Below are 14831 nucleotides of genomic sequence, written 5' to 3'. Positions count from 1 at the left end.
GTTGCTCGCCTATGCCGCGCGCCCGACTCGCGACGTCGCGGACCAGTAGCGCATCAGGGAGCCGGCGAGCAGCGAGCCGAGAGCCCCCGCGGCGAGGTCGCCGAGCGTGTCGTCATAGCCGACGAAGATCGAGGAGTCGATGAAGCGATGGCCCGCCCACTCGCCCCACTCCCACAGCACGCCGGCCGTGATGCCGAAGCAGACGCAGAGCACGACGGCCGGGGCGAGCGGACCGCCCTGACCCGCGACCGGCGGCACCACTCCGGCACGGGCGGCGAGGAGGAAGGCCACGACGGCGACGAGACCATTGAGCACGCCGTGCACCACGAGGTCCCACGTCGTCCACGCTGCGTAGAGATCGAGCACACTGCTCCAGGAGGCGACCAGCAGCGCGATCCCGAACGCCGCATCCAGCGCCGCTCGGATCCCGAGAAACCGCGGCAGGACGAGCCCGATCGCAGCGAGCCCGAACACCGCGACGTCGACCAGGCCCCAGCCCAGGGCGGCAGCGACGATGCTCAGCGCACCCGCCATCCGTACGGCGTCCGCGAACCACTCCCCTCGAGTGCGCGGAGGCTGCAGGAACGTCGCGACGAGGACGGAGCCGCTCACGGCCGGGTGAAGCGGAGCACAGCCTGCACCGGCTCGTGGTCGGAGGGCGCCGCGCCGTCGTACCGGATCGCGTTGATCGCCGTCGAGACGACCTCGAAGGCGCCAGCGGTGACGGCGAGCCAGTCGATGCGCTTGCCCGGCCTCGGCGCGCGATAGTTCGAGAAGGTGCTCCAGCTGCGGCTGAGATGACGTCCCGCCACGACCCAGGAGTCGGCGAGCGCGGCCTCGTCGAGCAGCACGCGGTACGGGGCAGTACCCGCGTCCGTGTTCATATCGCCCATGACGATCGCCGGGCTGCCGAGCTCTCGGACCCGGCGAGCGAGCAGCTCGGCCGAGCGCAACCGGGAGCGGTGCGAGAGGTGGTCGAAGTGCGTCGCGATCGCGGTGAGCTCGCGTCCGGTCCCGTGATCGGTGAGCTCCGCTATCACCGCGGTACGCGGAATGCGGTTGCCCCAGCTCCGCGAACCCGCGATGTCGGGAGTGTCCGAGAGGGCGATCTGTGTCCAGTGCCGCACCGCGAACCGGCTGCGGTCGACGAAGAGCATCACTCGCTCGCCTCCCCGGTCGGGATCGCGGCCGAAGCCCATCGCCTCGAAGGAGGCACCGAGAGACTCGTGGACGAACGCCGCCTGATCGGGCAGCGCCTCCTGCACGGCGAGGATCGATGGCCGTTCGCTCCGCAGCACTCGGCGCACGAGGGGTGCGCGACGCTCCCACTGGTCGACGGCGCGCGACGTGAGGCGCGGCATACGACGTCGGATGTTGTAGGTCATCACGTGCAGCTCGGGTGCCTCGGTGTGGCCGATCACAGGTGTCGGGTCGGTCATCCCGCCAGCCTACGGGTGGCCCGCGGAGCGCTCGGGAGACTTGCGGAGACAGCCCCGCGCAGTCCTACGCTTCGGGGATGACCCTCTCCCCCGCCCTCGCGGCGCTCGCCGATGCCTCCTTCGTCTCCCTCACCACCTTCCGCAAGAGCGGCGTCGGAGTCTCGACACCGGTCTGGATCGCCCGGGACGGCGAGGAGCTGATCGTCACGACTCCGCGACGCAGCGGCAAGGTGAAGCGGTTGCGCCACGACCCGCGGGCCACCCTCGTGGTCTGCGATCGACGCGGGCGCGTGCAGGAGGGAGCGGAGGTCGTGGACGCCGCGGCCCGCATCGTCTCGGATGCGGAGACCGTCGAGAGGCTCGGCGAGGTGTTCCGAAGGAAGTACCGCCTCGAGTACCGCGTCTTCCTCCTCATTGAACGGCTGGCGACGCGCGCCGACCGCACCCGCGTGATGCTGCGACTCGCTGACCGCTGACGCCTCCCTACACTTGTCGAGGCGCCATCGGAAGGGCTTACCGGTCCGGGGGGAGGCGGGTCTACAGTGAGCCGGTCGCCGATGCTCCTGCGCCTCCCGCGCACATCGGTGACACCCGAAGGAGCACGAAATGAGCATCGGAGCAGGGATCTTCCTCCTCGTCGTCGGCGCGGTCCTCGCGTTCGCAGTTGACCTGCAGGTGTCCGGACTCGACCTGCACCTGGTCGGGTACATCCTGATGGCCGCTGGAGCCGTCGGCCTGATCCTCGGGCTCGTCCTGATGACGCGTCGGCGCCAGGCGGTGTCGACCACCCGTTCGGCCGTCGATCCCGCCAGCGGCGAGCAGGTCACCCGTCGCACGAGCGAGAGCGACGGCCCGCTCGTCTGAGCGGAGGGCCTCGTCTGGACGGGAGACACCGAGCAACGGGGCCCCGAACAGGCTGGGCACCACACGACGAAGGGGCGGGACCACAATCGGTCCCGCCCCTTCGTCGGACGTCCTACTTCGAAGGCTCCTCCGGCTCGCCGCCCGACACCGTGTCGGTGTCGCCGCCGCCCGTGGAGGTGTCCGTACCGGTGCCGTCGGGGAGGTCCTCGGCGGACTCGCCGCCCTCGACCGTGGTGCGCTCGGTGCTCATGGTGCTCTCCCTTCGCGTCGACGCCGTGCCGACCCTCCCACTCTGCTCCGGGCCCGCCGTCCGGTGCAGGGGGTAGCGGAGGCGCGACACGGCGTGACAAGCGCCGGCCCGCGCCCCTTACTCCTCGACGACGATCGTGGTGATCACGGGGTTGCGACGGTGACGGCGGGTGAGCCAGCGGCCCAGAGTGCGCGTGATGAGCCTCTCCATCGCGTCGCGGTCGGTCGGCTGACCGGCGGCCTGGAGCACCGCGTCGTCGATCGCCTTGCTCGCGTTGGCCTTCCAGCCCGGCTCCTCGACGAACCCGCGAGTGAAGAACTCGACGGGCTCGCCCAGCGTGCCGCGCTCGATGTCGACGATGGCGAGGACGGTGATCGTCCCCTCCTCGGCGAGGACACGGCGGTCGATCATGGCGTCCTCGGTCGCGACTCCCATCGTGGTGCCGTCGACCAGGATGTGATCGGCCTCGATGCGCCCGCTCATGCGCGCGCGGCCCTTCACCAAGTCGATCGAGACGCCGTCCTCGATCACGAAGACGTTCTTCTCGTCGATCCCGGTGCGGGTCGCGATGGCCGCGTTCGCCGTCAGGTGGCGCCATTCCCCGTGCACCGGCAGCACGGCCGTCGGGCGGAGGATGTTGTAGCAGTACGCGAGCTCACCCGCGCTGGCGTGACCCGAGACGTGCACCTTCGCGTTGCCCTTGTGCACGACGGTCGCACCCCAGCGAGTGAACGCGTTGATGATGCGGTAGATCGCGTTCTCGTTGCCCGGGATCAGCGAACTCGCGAGCAGGACGGTGTCGCCCGGTCCGATATCGATGATGTGGTCCTTGTTCGCCATCCGCGAGAGCGCCGCCATGGGCTCGCCCTGCGAACCGGTGCAGATCATCACGATCTCCGTCGCGGGGAGCTTCTCGAGCACCTTCATGTCGACGACGAGGCCCGCAGGGATCTTGAGGTAGCCCAGCTCGGCAGCGATTCCCATGTTGCGCACCATCGAGCGGCCGACGAAGGCGACCTTGCGGCCGTGGCGGTGCGCCGCGTCGAGGACCTGCTGGATGCGGTGCACGTGGCTCGCGAAGCTCGAGACGACGATGCGGCGAGGGGCGGTGCGGAACACCTGGTCGATCGCGGGGGCGAGGTCCCCCTCCGAGATCGCGAAGCCGGGCACGTCGGCGTTGGTGGAGTCGACGAGGAACAGGTCGACTCCCTCGTCGCCGAGGCGAGCGAAGCCGGGGAGGTCGGTGGTGCGGCCATCGAGAGGGAACTGGTCCATCTTGAAGTCGCCCGTGTGCAGCACGAGGCCGGCCTCGGTCCGGATCGCCACGGCCAGACCATCCGGGATCGAGTGGTTCACGGCGAGGAACTCGAGGTCGAAGACGCCCGCGTCGATCCGGTCGCCCTCCTTGACCGGGCGGGTGCGCGGAACGATGCGGTGCTCGGTGAGCTTCGCGGTGATGAGCGCGAGCGTGAAGGTCGAGGCGATGATCGGGATGTCGCCACGCTCCTTGAGGAGGTACGGCACGCCGCCGATGTGGTCCTCGTGACCGTGGGTGAGCACGATTGCCTCGATGTCCTTCAGGCGCGAACGGATCGCGGCGAAGTCGGGGAGGATGACGTCGATGCCGGGCTGGTTCTCCTCGGGGAAGAGGACGCCGCAGTCGACGATGAGCAGCTTGCCCTGGTGCTCGAAGACGGTCATGTTGCGGCCGATCTCGCCCAGGCCGCCGAGCGGAGTGATACGCATCCCGCCCTTCTCGAGCGGCTTGGGGCGCGGGAGCTCGAGGTGATGGCGCGCGGGCTTGGCGGATCTCGTGTTTCTCATAGGTGCTTTCCGGAAGGAGTGGCTCGGACGCGCGCTGTGCGCTCGGCGTCCGACCGCGCGCCCGGACGGGCCGCGGTGATGTGTCGCCCCGGCGGGATCGTGCACGGCCGGGAGCGGGTGGAGGTGTGCGGGACGGGGCCGACGCGCCGCAGGTGGCGGGAGCACGTCGACCGAGCGGTGCGCGTGCGCTCCGACCGTCTGCTCCAGCATGCCAGTCTTCGGGGCGGAGCGCCCGCCCGTTCGCCCTGCGCGTCGCGCGGAGGAGCACGGTGACGGGCCTCAGCGGCTCGACCAACTCGCCCGCCGTCGCCAACCGCTCCTGCCGTCTGCCCGCCTGTCGAGGCAAGGCCCAGCGGACGGCCGGGTCCCTCCGGTTGACTGAGTGCACAGCGCCGATCGTCGGCGCCACTGGGGAGGCGACATGGCGAATCACCGTTTCGAGCTGCGGTCGGGCCGCGGCATCGGCGTCTCGGCGGCGGGCGACCCGATCGCCGACCGGCTGGTGGTGTTCTGCCATCCGACCCCCGGCGCGGGAGGCTTCGACCCCGATCCCCTGGTCACCGGGCCCTGGGGGCTGCACCTGCTGATCCTCGACCGCCCGGGATACGGCGCATCCGATCCGGTCGACGCCGCCGACGGCCGGGTGCAGGATCGCGCAGACGACCTGGCGGAGTACCTCCGCCGCTCGGAGCGCACCGCCCGCATGGTCGAGGGCGCGCGGTTTGGCAGCGTCGGCGTCGTCGGGTGGGGCTCGGGAGGCGTCTTCGCGCTCTCCCTCGCCGCCCGCCACCCGGACCTCGTCGACCGCCTCGCGATCGTCGGCACGCCAGCACCGCCGCAGGCCGGCGTCCTCGTGCGGCCCACTCGTGCATGGGAGCGACGGGAGACTCTGCCCGGGGAGGACGCCCACGGGATCGCCGACTCCCTCCCGCCGACACAGCCGGGCCTCGATGCCCTCGGCATCGAGGACGACGACCCGGTGCTCGCGAGCCACGGCGGTCTGCGCCATCGACTCGAGCGGATGCTCGGCGAGGGGTGGCGGCAGGGCCCGGGCGGAGCCGCGACCGATCTCGCGGCGCTGCGCGACGGCTCCTGGGCCGACGAGCTCGACCGGGTGAGCGCACAGACGCTCCTCGTGCACGGCGACCTCGACCCGGTGGCGAGCGCGGAGGACGGCCGCTGGTACCGCGATCGTCTCGCGGATGCGCGCACCGCGACCGTCGAGGGCACCGGCCGCCTCGCGCTGGTGCGCGAATGGCGGCGGATCCTCGACCACGTCGCCCCGCTCGAGCGTGGGGCGCAGAGCCGGTGACGCGTCGACGTCTGGGCGCCGGCCCGCTCGTGCTCATCTCGGCGATGGCCGCGTCGGGAGTGGTGCATCTCGTGCATCCGAGCACCTTCGACGGGGTCGTGCCGCGCGGCATGCCGGGTTCTGCGCGCGGCTGGGTGCTCGCCTCCGGCCTGGCCGAGCTGGCGTGCGCGGCGGCGACACTCTGGCCGTCGACGCGCGCGATCGGCGGGACCGCTTCGGCGGCGCTGATGGTGGCGGTGTTCCCCGGCAATGTGCAGATGGCGCGGGATGCGCGGCGGCCGAGGGCGCGGGCCATTGCGGTCGCGCGTCTGCCCCTGCAGATTCCGCTCGTGCTCTGGGGGCTCCAGGCGGCGCGGTCGCGCTGAGCGGCGGCGCCGCCGACGACGACACAACGTCAGTTGAGACGGCCCCTCGCACACGATCGTCGCTGAGCGGCCGTCTCAGCTGACGTTGTGCGGCCACCGCAACCCCGCGCGGCGGTTTCGCGCCGCTGCTAGCGTCCAGCCATGAGCGACCACACCGCGGATGATCGCCGCGACCAGCTGACCAGCGCCCCGAACGCGACGGAAGCCGATGCTGCACCCCGCATCGACGTCTCGACGACCGCCGCGGGCGACACGCGGATCGACATCCGCGAGGACGCGGCCGTACGGCCTGGCCGTGTCGACGAGGACGGCACCGCCACCGAGGGTCCCGATGCCTGAGCGGCGCCGCGCCGCCCTGGTCTACAACCCCGTCAAGGTCGAGCTCGACGCCGTGAAGGCCGCCGTCGCGCGCGCTGAGGCGGCGGCGGGGTGGGAGGAGACGCTCTGGTTCGAGACGTCGGTCGAGGACCCGGGCGCCGGTCAGACCCAGCAGGCGCTCGCCGCCGGGGCCGACATGGTGATCGCGGCGGGCGGCGACGGGACTGTCCGCGTGGTAGCGGAGGAGCTGCGCGGCTCCCGAGCCTCACTCGCCCTGCTGCCGTCCGGCACCGGCAACCTGCTCGCCCGCAACCTCGACCTCACTCTCGACGACGTCGACAACGCGCTTTCCGTCGCCTTCACGGGTCGCGACCGTGCCATCGATGTCGGGATGATCGATATCGAGACCGCGACCGGCCGCGACCGTCACGCCTACGTCGTCATGGCCGGGCTCGGGATCGACGCGAAGATGCTCGCGAACACGAACGACGAGCTGAAGAAGCGCGCCGGTTGGCTCGCCTATGTCGATGCGCTGCGCACGGCACTGCTCGACAAGAACCAGCTCGACTTCCGCTATCGCCTCGACGGCTCGAAGACCCGCCATGTGCGGGCACATACGATCATTGTCGGCAATTGCGGCTCTCTGCCCGCGAACATCCTCCTCTTGCCCGATGCGGCGGTCGATGACGGCGAGTTCGACATCGTCCTGCTGCGACCGGAGGGATTCTTCGGCTGGGTGCAGATCATCGTGAAAGTGATCTGGGAGAACGGCGTGCTCCGTCGCGCCGGTGCGGTCGGCGCCAAGCTAATGGGCCTCACCAAGGAGGTGGCGGCCTTGCGCTATGTGAAGGGCCGGGACCTCACCGTGCGCCTCGAGAGCCCGCAGGAGATCGAGCTCGACGGCGATCCGTTCGGAACGACGTCCGCCTTCCGCACGTGGATCGAGCCCGGAGGGCTCACCGTGAGGGTCCCGGCCTGACTCCCGCTCAGTACAGCGTGTTGCCGTATGCGGGTGCCTTGACCTTGTCCGCGTTAGGGGCGGAGGCGTCGGCCGTGAGCTGGGCCTGCCCGCGCGGCAGCGTCGCGGCAACCGTGTAGCTCAGCTGGGGGGTCGACTTCGAAGGCTGGAGCGCCGGTCCCGACCACGTGAAGATGTACTCGACCGCGCCCTCGCCACGGGCGGCGATCGTCGTGAAGCTCCAGCCCGAGCCGGTGAGTGCCGTCGGCGCGCCGGTGACGCGGCAGGAGGCGGGGTAGAGCACCGAGACAGAGAGGATGGGCACGGGCGCGCCGATCACTGTGTTCTTGCCGTGACCCGTCCAGTAGCTGTTCTGGATCTGGATGAGGGTGTCGATCCCCGTGCGATGCCCCGCGTTGTCCCAGTGGGCGTTGCTCTGCCAGGTGTCGAAGAGGAGGGTCGAGGTCGATCCCACGGGCACGGGCGGAGCCGAGGGAGTGGGGGTGGGGGTCGGCTTGCTCGATCCGCCCCCTGATGCGGCGGCGGCCGGAGTGGCGAGCGCGACGGCGACGACGGGCGCGCTCCAGAGGGCGGCCCGCATGAGCGTCCGGCGTCCGGTGGTCGTGGTGGTCGAGGGCACGGTGGAGTGCTCCGTGACGCGCGTGAGCGCGCCGGAGTCACCCCCCTGAGGGAGTGCGGACATGCGAAAGGGCTCCAGGGCGGGTGTGCGGGGGCGGGTGTGCGGGGGGCTCGGTCCAGCGTCGGCGTGGACGCACGGCAGTGCCTGCGAATCCACGACGGTGACGGGACCGCTCCGTCCGGGGTGGAGATTCGGGTTCCACCCCGGAAGGAGAGAGGGTGCTGCGGCTCATACGACCTGCAGCGCGGCTTCGGGTGCCGCAGTACATGCAGCTGCATGAACATGGCGACTCTAGTGCGAATTCCGTCGTCCCAGCAATTGATATTCCTGGTATTCCTCGAAGGATGGGTACTTTTGCCGTGATATCAGTGCCACTCACGACTGATTCCGCACTCGTTCGGGTCACACCCCAACGAGGGGGAGGCGCCCTTTTCTCATCCTTCTTCTCTTTTCGACACTCTTTCGAGGCACACCAGAAAGGGGGGACTTTCTTCTCCCCTTTCCGCCGAGCGCGGAAGCCGCATGCACCGGCACGCGGGGCCCGCCGTCAAGCGGGGGCCGAGCGATCCTCCGCTCGCGTACGGTGCCACCATGGGCTTCTTCGACCGCAACGACCCTTCGACCCTCGAACCCGGACAGCGCCATCAGGTGTGGAGCGACGGCTTCGGACGCTTCGCCTTCCGCTGCCTGCAGGCGATCATCGTCCTCGCCCTCGCGGCCGTGCTCGTCTTCGTGATGACGCAGCTCACCCTCGTGCTGATCCCCGTGATCATCGCGCTGATCCTCGCGTCCGCGATCCACCCTGTGCTGTCGTGGTTGCGCCGCAAGGGCGTGCCGTCGATCGCCGCCACCTGGCTCGCCCTGATCGGGCTGCTCGCGGTCCTCTCCGCGGTGGCGTGGCTGATCACCGTCGCGGTACGCAACCAGTGGAGCGAACTGTCGGACCGCGCCTCCGACGGCATCGCCTCCCTGCAGGACTACGCGCAGCACCTGCCGTTCCAGATCACGCCGGAGCAGATCGAGAGCGCGCGCCAGTCGGTGGTGGGGTTCCTCACCTCGAGCTCCTTCGGCACGGGAGCCCTGGCCGGCGTCTCGGCTGCCGCCAACTTCGCCACCGGCCTCGCGCTGATGGTGGTGGTGCTCTTCTTCTTCATGAAGGACGGACCCAGAATCTGGGAGTTCCTGCTGCGTCCCTTGACCGGCACGGGCTACGAGCGCGCCCAGCGGGCGGGAGCCAAGACGGTCGACGTGCTGGGCGGCTACGTGCGCGGCACGGCGACCGTGGCGGCAGTCGACGCGGTCGGCATCGGAGTGGCCCTCGCGATCATCCAGGTGCCCCTGGCTCTGCCGCTCGCGGTGGTCGTGTTCCTCACCGCCTTCATCCCGATCGTCGGAGCGACTGCCGCGGGGATCCTCGCCGCACTCGTCGCGCTCGTGGCCAACGGGCCCCTCGCGGCCCTGGTCGTCGTCCTCGTGGTCATCGGGGTCAACCAGCTCGAGGGCAACTTCCTCCAGCCCGTCGTGATGGCCCGTTCACTCAAGCTGCACCCGTTGATCGTGCTCATCGCGCTGACCGTCGGGACGGTGCTCGCCGGGATCGTCGGGGCCGTGCTGGCCGTGCCGATCGCGGCCGTCGTCTGGGGGATCATCTCGGTCTGGAACGGGCCCGATCGACCGGCGGAGCCCGCGCGGCAGAAGCGACCCGAGACCGTGTGAGGCACCACTACGGCTGGCGCTGGATGATGCCGTCCCGCAACGCCTGCCGCCGTAGGGCGATCGTGGTGCTGACGTTCACGCCCGCGTCGCGGTACTTGGAGCGGGCGTTGCGCAAGCCGCTCCTCGCCGCGTCCTGAGTGATGCCGAGGGCTGTCGCGACCTGCTTGAGCGGCATCCCCTCGGCGAAGAGCCCGACGATCCTCCGCTCGCGGTGCGAGAGAGCGCCGGCAGGACCAGGGGAGAGCAGCGCGCGGGTCTGCGGGGTGAGGAAGCCCTCGCCGCGCGCCGCGGCGCGGATCGCCTCGAGGAGGATCGGTGTGGGCTCGCTCTTCACCACGTAGCCGCTGGCGCCCGCGTCGAGCGCCCGAGCGATCGTCTCTCGGTCGGAATGGGTGCTGATGACGACGGTCGCCGCCCCAGCCGCCGCGATGGTGCGGATCTTCATCGAGAGGTCGAGGTCGTCGCCCAGGTCGACGTCCAGCAGTACGACGTCGCTCGGGAAACGGGGATGCGCGAGCAGATCCGTCCAGCTGCCGACAGTCGCGACCACCTCCACCTCGGAGCCGGCGCGGCGGATCCACTCCCCCAGCGCCGAGAGCAGGATCGGGTGGTCGTCGAGGATCGCGAGGGCGATCGAGGCACTCACTCGCCTGCCCTCCGTCCGGGCAGGTGCACGAGGCGGACCGTCGTCGAATGGCCCTCAGCGCCCACACGGTGCTCGCCCAGCTCGCTCAGGATTCCCCAGACCGCGGGATCGAGGTCGCGAGCGCGAAGACCGACCGCTGTCACGCCGATCGAGAGCGCGCCGTCCGCGCCTCCGGTCAGGGCCAGCTCGATCGAGGGGCGCGTCGTGGGAGCGGTGAGAAGCCACAGCACCGAGAGCAGCCTCGATCGGTCGGGCGGGAGCAGGCGCGCCGCCCGCCCCTCGGGGTCGCTGACCGAGACCGCGGTCGAGAGCACGGCCGACTCCGCCACCGCGATCCTCAGCCAGGTCTCGTCGTGGCTGCGCGCGAGCGCCTCCCGGAGCTCGTCCCCGAGGACGCGCGCACGCTCACCGAGTCGCTCGTCGAGCGCCGCGCGGGGCGAGCGCCGCGTCACCTGTTCCAGCAGCTCCTCGACCCGTGCGTCCACGTGCGAGAGCTCGGAGGCGGCCAGGCTGCCCGGTCGCACGCTCGGCCCATCGACGACGCTCTCGGCCAGCGTGCGGTCGAGCTTGCGGTGCACGTGGCGGTCGAGCGTGGTCAGCAGCGCGGCGCACACCGCGGTCGGCGCGACGGCCAGCAGAACATTGCTGACGGCGAGCGCGGCGCTCGATCCGCCGAGAAGGGTGTGACCGAGCAGCCCGAGCGCGCTGAGGCCCACCAGCAGGCCGAGAGCCGCGAAGGAACGCGAAAGCGGCTGGTAGCTGAGCACAGCGAGCACCGTGGCGCCGACTCCGACGCACACCGACGGGTAGTAGACCGCGGAGGGCTCCGGCAGGGCGTAGTCGGCGAACTCGAGCCCGAGGGCGAGCACGTCGACCGCGAGCACGGCCACGAAGGCCGCCCGGGGCAGCTCGCCGTGCCGCGCGAGCGCCACCACGACGGCGCAGGCGAGCGCGCCGATCACGAGCAACCACGCGACTCCACTCCACCAGGTCGCCGACCGCTCGTCGAGCGCCCACAGGTAGGAGACGACCCCGCGAACGATGAGCAGCGTCGCCATGGTGATGAACCCCAGGCCGAGGTAGCTCGCGCTCAGGCGGTGGGTGCGGCGGATCCGCTCGCGCACGGAGCCGAGTGTCCGCGGCCCGCTCTCGGCGGCACGCACGAGCTCGAGGAGCGTTCCCTCGTCGTCGGGGGCGGTCATTAAGACACGCTCAACAGAACGGTGGTGCCGGAGCCGGGCGCCGAGAAGACACGCACCGCTCCACCCACCGCCTCGAGACGCCCCACGACCGACTGCGCCAGCCCCAGCCGGCCCGCGGGCACCGCGGCGGGGTCGAAGCCGCACCCGTCGTCCGAGACCGCGATGCGGATCTCGCCCGCCTCCTCGACGACCGTGAGGTGCGCGGCCGAGGCACCTGAGTGCCTCCGCACGTTCTCGAGGCACTCGCCGACGGCCCGCGCAAGCGCGTCGAGCGTCGAGGCGGCGAGACGCACCTCGGAGGCAACATGCCAGCGGATGTCGAGACCGCGCGCCTCGGCGCGACGTCCAGCCTCGAGAAGGGGCCCCGGGAGCCGCAGCGCCCCGCCCCGCCCCAGCTCCGGTCCCGCCTCGAGGCCTCGCAGCAGCCCCAGGTCGGCGGCGGCCTGAGCGCGCAGCGTCTCGGGCGCGACCCCTTCGCCGCGGTGGGCGACGAGAGTGAGCGTCGAGAGGATCGTGTCGTGCATCAGTCGGGCGTCGGAGCGGCGGCGCGCCTCGCTCTCGCTCGATCGGCGCTCGGCGTCGTGCGCGGTGCGCAGTGCGGCCGTGCCCACGAAGGCCCGCTCGACGCTCGACGCCAGCCAGCGTGAGCCACTGAAGGCGAGCGTCCAGCACACCACGATCGAGAGCAGCACGAACGCGGCCCGTCCCGACTCCCACGTCGCGGCCGCGCCGAGCGCCATCGTCGGGAGGATCGCGATCACCGCGACGAGCCGCATCCGTGGGCGGGCGCCGATCGCGAAGAGTCCGCTCGGCACGGCCATGGAGGTGAGCATCGTTATCGCACCGAGGAGCGCGCGCAGGCGGTCGTCGACTCCCGGCCCGAGGAATGCGGCGAGCGCCGCGACGTTGAGCAGGAGGCCTGTGATGACCGCGCGCGCGCCGCTCGGCCCGGCCCGCCGTGACGAGAGCTGCACGGCCGCACCGACGACGAGGAGCAACAGGCTCGGCAGCACAGGGAGCAGCTCGGGAGGCGAGAGGGCGACGAAGTGCAGGGCGGAGGCGGCGGTGAAGATCCCGCCGGCCGTCCGTGCGCAGGAGATGCCGACGTCCTCCTGCTCGCGACGCAGCTCGGCGGCATCGCCAGGGGGGTTCGGGACCGGCATCGTGAACCTCGTGCACACGGGGTCCGGCGCGCCTCGAGGTGGCGACGGACGGGGCGGGTGGGGATGCGCGGACCGCACCCTGGCTTGCATCGTGCCACACGCATCGGGGTTCGCCGACGGGGAGGAGGAGCCGACGAAAGGAGGCGCGTCGACGACATCATGCGACGGACGGTCGCGCTCGAGGGCACCCATCGCGTAGAGTCAAGACATCTCCTGGGCGATCGCCCGAATTCCACGGCTGAGAAGTCGCACCACGACGAAGAGACTCAGCCCCTGATAGAAACCGTTCCGATCGACGGCTCCGACCTCGATCTCCCGGTTCGAACGCCCGCCTCACCCGCGGGTACCGCCCTTCACAGGACGCCGCGGAAGCCGCGACGTTCCTCGTTCGACCCCCGCCCCGCCGATTCGTTCGGTGCGCGGGACGTTCTCCCTCGCAGAGGCGCCCTCCCCCGTGGAGGCGGCCCTCGCACCCCCTAGACGACCCGAGCGACTCCCGGCTGACGCGTGTTTCATCCGCGCGGAGGAGGAGTCGAGCGGGTACCGCACACTCGTGCGGAATCTGACGACGCAGGCCTCGGCCGGCGTCACCATCACGTAAGGAAAAGAAATGCCTACTGGCACCGTTAAGTGGTTCAACTCCGAAAAGGGCTTCGGCTTCATCGCTCCCGACGACGGAGGCGCCGACGTGTTCGCGCACTTCTCCGCCATCGCGAAGCAGGGCTACCGCGAGCTCGTCGAGAACCAGCACGTCGAGTACGACGTCGAGCAGGGCCGCAAGGGCCCGCAGGCCGCGAACATCCGCGGCGTCGGCGAGTAGTCACCGAACCCCGGTTCTCTGAACCCCGAGCGCCCCGTCGGCCGTGATCGTATGATCCGGCTGGCGGGGCGCTCGTCGTTCCCGCGGCGTGTCCCCCTTCGAGCGCCCTCGTCGGTATCCTCCTGTGGTGGCGGCTCCCCTCTCACGGAGCCCACGACGCCCGGGCTCTCTGCGACGTCGGGACGACCATCGAGGCGGAGACAATGGGACGACTGATCTACGGACCGCAATCACTCGAGATCGACTTCGAGGATCGGCTGCTCGCCCACCTCAAGGTCGCGATGTTCGCCAAGATGCGGCGCAACGAATCGTTCAGTTTGTCGTGGTCCGAGCCCGAGACGAGCGGCTACGGCCGCAGCTCCGTCTGGGTGCACCCCACCACTCCCCTGCACTTCCGCTTCTACGGCAGCAAGCGGCCATCGCTCAACCGCGCCTGGATCGAGCAGTTCATCGCGGGCGCCAACAACACGGGCGAGATGACGGTGGTCCCGGAGCCCGAGGAGGCCTGACCCTCGGGCCACGAGAGGCTGGCACGACGAGGGCCTCAGACCACCAGCGGGCGGGCGGTGTGCACGAGCTCGTCATGCGGCAGACGGCGGAGGCGGTCGCCGATCTCGGCGCGCGCCGTCGCGTCGACCGCGGCCCACGCATACTCCTGGGGGCGCAGCGGGGTGAGCGTGACCAGCTCCGCCTCGCCGGTCGCGAGCTCGATGTGTTCGGGGAGCCGCGGACTCCGCAACCCCAGCAGCACCCCGACGCACCCGTCGGCGTCGAGCCAGGAGGCGGGCGCCGAGGTGCCTGCGAGCCTCGCGGTGTCGAGTCCGGTGCGACAGCACACGCCCTGCAGGGCGGCGCGGCGCGCGGCCTCGTAGAGCACGCGGAAGTGCCAGTGGTTCCAGAGATCGGCGGCGGGCACGCCGCACAGGGCAGAGGATTCGAGGCAGAGCTCGAGGCCCAGACCCGTTCCGGGGCGGGCGAGGCGGTCGAAGGGGTCGCTCAGGCCGTCGGTGGCGAGCACGACGGAGTCCGCGCGCTCGATCCGGAGGAACGCGCGATGGTCGGTGGGCCAGCGGGCGCCTCCCCGGGTGCCGGGGTCCTCGGTCGAGACGACCACGGTGCGGTCGAGCGCTCCCACGGCCCGCCACATCTCGGCTCGGTCCTCGGCCACTGCCTCGGCGAGCGCCCGGCGCTCGTCGGCGCTCCAGCTGATCTCGCGCGTGCGGCTCAGGAACAACGACATCAGGACTCCCCGTCCGCGCGACCGGCGTGTCGCGCTCTGGAGAAACTACGGCCCCTACCCCCGCTCCCCCTCCG

At 71.0% G+C, this 14831-nt stretch carries 18 protein-coding genes; 9 read left to right on the top strand and 9 right to left on the bottom strand.

Annotation, left to right across the window (positions count from 1 at the left end):
* Positions 1-9: 9 nt before the first annotated feature.
* Positions 10-612 carry a hypothetical protein gene (locus tag ITJ45_RS02335; protein WP_194607226.1) on the bottom strand — a complete coding sequence of 201 codons (603 nt, stop codon included), beginning with the start codon at positions 610-612 and terminating at the stop codon, positions 10-12.
* Positions 609-1439, bottom strand: a complete 831-nt coding sequence (locus tag ITJ45_RS02330; protein WP_194607225.1) for an endonuclease/exonuclease/phosphatase family protein — start codon at positions 1437-1439, stop codon at positions 609-611. Before ITJ45_RS02330 ends, ITJ45_RS02335 begins: the two co-directional genes overlap by 4 nt.
* Positions 1440-1516: 77 nt before the next feature.
* Here ITJ45_RS02330 and ITJ45_RS02325 point away from each other — a divergent pair, with 77 nt between their 5' ends.
* On the top strand, positions 1517-1915 hold the full coding sequence (locus ITJ45_RS02325; RefSeq protein ID WP_194607224.1) for a PPOX class F420-dependent oxidoreductase: 399 nt from the start codon (positions 1517-1519) through the stop codon (positions 1913-1915).
* Between the two features lie 130 nt (positions 1916-2045).
* Positions 2046-2303, top strand: coding sequence for a DUF6458 family protein (locus ITJ45_RS02320; RefSeq protein WP_194607223.1), 258 nt, complete (start codon positions 2046-2048; stop codon positions 2301-2303).
* A gap of 112 nt (positions 2304-2415) precedes the next feature.
* Here ITJ45_RS02320 and ITJ45_RS02315 read toward each other — a convergent pair whose 3' ends face one another.
* Positions 2416-2553 (bottom strand): hypothetical protein, encoded by a 138-nt coding sequence (locus ITJ45_RS02315; RefSeq protein ID WP_194607222.1) that lies wholly within the window; start codon positions 2551-2553, stop codon positions 2416-2418.
* Between the two features lie 117 nt (positions 2554-2670).
* Positions 2671-4377 (bottom strand): ribonuclease J, encoded by a 1707-nt coding sequence (locus ITJ45_RS02310; protein WP_194607221.1) that lies wholly within the window; start codon positions 4375-4377, stop codon positions 2671-2673.
* 421 nt (positions 4378-4798) lie between these two features.
* Between ITJ45_RS02310 and ITJ45_RS02305 the strand changes: the two genes are divergently transcribed.
* The 4 genes from ITJ45_RS02305 to ITJ45_RS02290 all read left to right on the top strand — a co-directional run bounded on the left by ITJ45_RS02305 (position 4799) and on the right by ITJ45_RS02290 (position 7351).
* On the top strand, positions 4799-5689 hold the full coding sequence (locus ITJ45_RS02305) for an alpha/beta fold hydrolase (protein WP_194607220.1): 891 nt from the start codon (positions 4799-4801) through the stop codon (positions 5687-5689).
* Complete coding sequence (locus tag ITJ45_RS02300) at positions 5686-6054, top strand: hypothetical protein (RefSeq protein WP_323742818.1); 369 nt, start codon at positions 5686-5688, stop codon at positions 6052-6054. The genes ITJ45_RS02305 and ITJ45_RS02300 overlap by 4 nt, the downstream gene beginning before the upstream one ends.
* Before the next feature lie 141 nt (positions 6055-6195).
* Positions 6196-6393, top strand: a complete 198-nt coding sequence (locus ITJ45_RS02295; RefSeq protein WP_194607219.1) for a multidrug transporter — start codon at positions 6196-6198, stop codon at positions 6391-6393.
* Positions 6386-7351 (top strand): diacylglycerol/lipid kinase family protein, encoded by a 966-nt coding sequence (locus ITJ45_RS02290; protein WP_194607218.1) that lies wholly within the window; start codon positions 6386-6388, stop codon positions 7349-7351. The genes ITJ45_RS02295 and ITJ45_RS02290 overlap by 8 nt, the downstream gene beginning before the upstream one ends.
* Positions 7352-7358: 7 nt before the next feature.
* Here ITJ45_RS02290 and ITJ45_RS02285 read toward each other — a convergent pair whose 3' ends face one another.
* Positions 7359-8033 (bottom strand): hypothetical protein, encoded by a 675-nt coding sequence (locus tag ITJ45_RS02285; protein WP_194607217.1) that lies wholly within the window; start codon positions 8031-8033, stop codon positions 7359-7361.
* Positions 8034-8561: 528 nt separating this feature from the next.
* Between ITJ45_RS02285 and ITJ45_RS02280 the strand changes: the two genes are divergently transcribed.
* Positions 8562-9686: an AI-2E family transporter gene (locus ITJ45_RS02280; RefSeq protein WP_194607709.1), complete on the top strand. Its 1125-nt coding sequence runs from the start codon at positions 8562-8564 to the stop codon at positions 9684-9686.
* A gap of 7 nt (positions 9687-9693) precedes the next feature.
* Here ITJ45_RS02280 and ITJ45_RS02275 read toward each other — a convergent pair whose 3' ends face one another.
* The 3 genes from ITJ45_RS02275 to ITJ45_RS02265 are packed head-to-tail and all read right to left on the bottom strand — an operon-like array spanning position 9694 to position 12697.
* Positions 9694-10332, bottom strand: a complete 639-nt coding sequence (locus ITJ45_RS02275; protein WP_194607216.1) for a response regulator — start codon at positions 10330-10332, stop codon at positions 9694-9696.
* Entirely contained in the window at positions 10329-11534 is a 1206-nt protein-coding gene (locus tag ITJ45_RS02270) for a hypothetical protein (protein WP_194607215.1), read from the bottom strand. The genes ITJ45_RS02275 and ITJ45_RS02270 overlap by 4 nt, the downstream gene beginning before the upstream one ends.
* On the bottom strand, positions 11534-12697 hold the full coding sequence (locus tag ITJ45_RS02265) for a sensor histidine kinase (protein WP_194607214.1): 1164 nt from the start codon (positions 12695-12697) through the stop codon (positions 11534-11536). The genes ITJ45_RS02270 and ITJ45_RS02265 overlap by 1 nt, the downstream gene beginning before the upstream one ends.
* A 610-nt stretch (positions 12698-13307) precedes the next feature.
* On the opposite strand from ITJ45_RS02265, the gene ITJ45_RS02260 reads away from it, so the two are divergent.
* Both ITJ45_RS02260 and ITJ45_RS02255 read left to right on the top strand, forming a co-directional pair.
* On the top strand, positions 13308-13517 hold the full coding sequence (locus tag ITJ45_RS02260; RefSeq protein ID WP_055786246.1) for a cold-shock protein: 210 nt from the start codon (positions 13308-13310) through the stop codon (positions 13515-13517).
* Between the two features lie 203 nt (positions 13518-13720).
* On the top strand, positions 13721-14026 hold the full coding sequence (locus ITJ45_RS02255; RefSeq protein WP_194607213.1) for a hypothetical protein: 306 nt from the start codon (positions 13721-13723) through the stop codon (positions 14024-14026).
* Positions 14027-14061: 35 nt separating this feature from the next.
* Here the strand turns inward: ITJ45_RS02255 and ITJ45_RS02250 are convergent, their stop codons facing one another.
* Entirely contained in the window at positions 14062-14757 is a 696-nt protein-coding gene (locus ITJ45_RS02250; RefSeq protein ID WP_194607212.1) for a hypothetical protein, read from the bottom strand.
* Positions 14758-14831 lie beyond the last annotated feature (74 nt).

The sequence above is a fragment of the Rathayibacter sp. VKM Ac-2879 genome (assembly GCF_015351245.1).
Taxonomy (GTDB): Bacteria; Actinomycetota; Actinomycetes; order Actinomycetales; family Microbacteriaceae; genus Rathayibacter.
Note: the sequence above shows the minus strand (reverse complement) of the source record. Positions and strands in the feature narration are given on the sequence as shown.

Excerpts from the sequence above, each read along its gene's own strand:
- ITJ45_RS02280 (WP_194607709.1), top strand. The coding sequence starts at position 8,562 with ATGGGCTTCTTCGACCGCAACGACCCTTCGACCCTCGAACCCGGACAG.
- ITJ45_RS02330 (WP_194607225.1), bottom strand. The coding sequence starts at position 1,439 with ATGACCGACCCGACACCTGTGATCGGCCACACCGAGGCACCCGAGCTG.
- ITJ45_RS02265 (WP_194607214.1), bottom strand. The coding sequence starts at position 12,697 with ATGCCGGTCCCGAACCCCCCTGGCGATGCCGCCGAGCTGCGTCGCGAG.
- ITJ45_RS02255 (WP_194607213.1), top strand. The coding sequence starts at position 13,721 with ATGGGACGACTGATCTACGGACCGCAATCACTCGAGATCGACTTCGAG.
- ITJ45_RS02310 (WP_194607221.1), bottom strand. The coding sequence starts at position 4,377 with ATGAGAAACACGAGATCCGCCAAGCCCGCGCGCCATCACCTCGAGCTC.
- ITJ45_RS02295 (WP_194607219.1), top strand. The coding sequence starts at position 6,196 with ATGAGCGACCACACCGCGGATGATCGCCGCGACCAGCTGACCAGCGCC.
- ITJ45_RS02260 (WP_055786246.1), top strand. The coding sequence starts at position 13,308 with ATGCCTACTGGCACCGTTAAGTGGTTCAACTCCGAAAAGGGCTTCGGC.
- ITJ45_RS02250 (WP_194607212.1), bottom strand. The coding sequence starts at position 14,757 with ATGTCGTTGTTCCTGAGCCGCACGCGCGAGATCAGCTGGAGCGCCGAC.
- ITJ45_RS02285 (WP_194607217.1), bottom strand. The coding sequence starts at position 8,033 with ATGTCCGCACTCCCTCAGGGGGGTGACTCCGGCGCGCTCACGCGCGTC.
- ITJ45_RS02305 (WP_194607220.1), top strand. The coding sequence starts at position 4,799 with ATGGCGAATCACCGTTTCGAGCTGCGGTCGGGCCGCGGCATCGGCGTC.
- ITJ45_RS02290 (WP_194607218.1), top strand. The coding sequence starts at position 6,386 with ATGCCTGAGCGGCGCCGCGCCGCCCTGGTCTACAACCCCGTCAAGGTC.
- ITJ45_RS02270 (WP_194607215.1), bottom strand. The coding sequence starts at position 11,534 with ATGACCGCCCCCGACGACGAGGGAACGCTCCTCGAGCTCGTGCGTGCC.
- ITJ45_RS02325 (WP_194607224.1), top strand. The coding sequence starts at position 1,517 with ATGACCCTCTCCCCCGCCCTCGCGGCGCTCGCCGATGCCTCCTTCGTC.
- ITJ45_RS02315 (WP_194607222.1), bottom strand. The coding sequence starts at position 2,553 with ATGAGCACCGAGCGCACCACGGTCGAGGGCGGCGAGTCCGCCGAGGAC.
- ITJ45_RS02320 (WP_194607223.1), top strand. The coding sequence starts at position 2,046 with ATGAGCATCGGAGCAGGGATCTTCCTCCTCGTCGTCGGCGCGGTCCTC.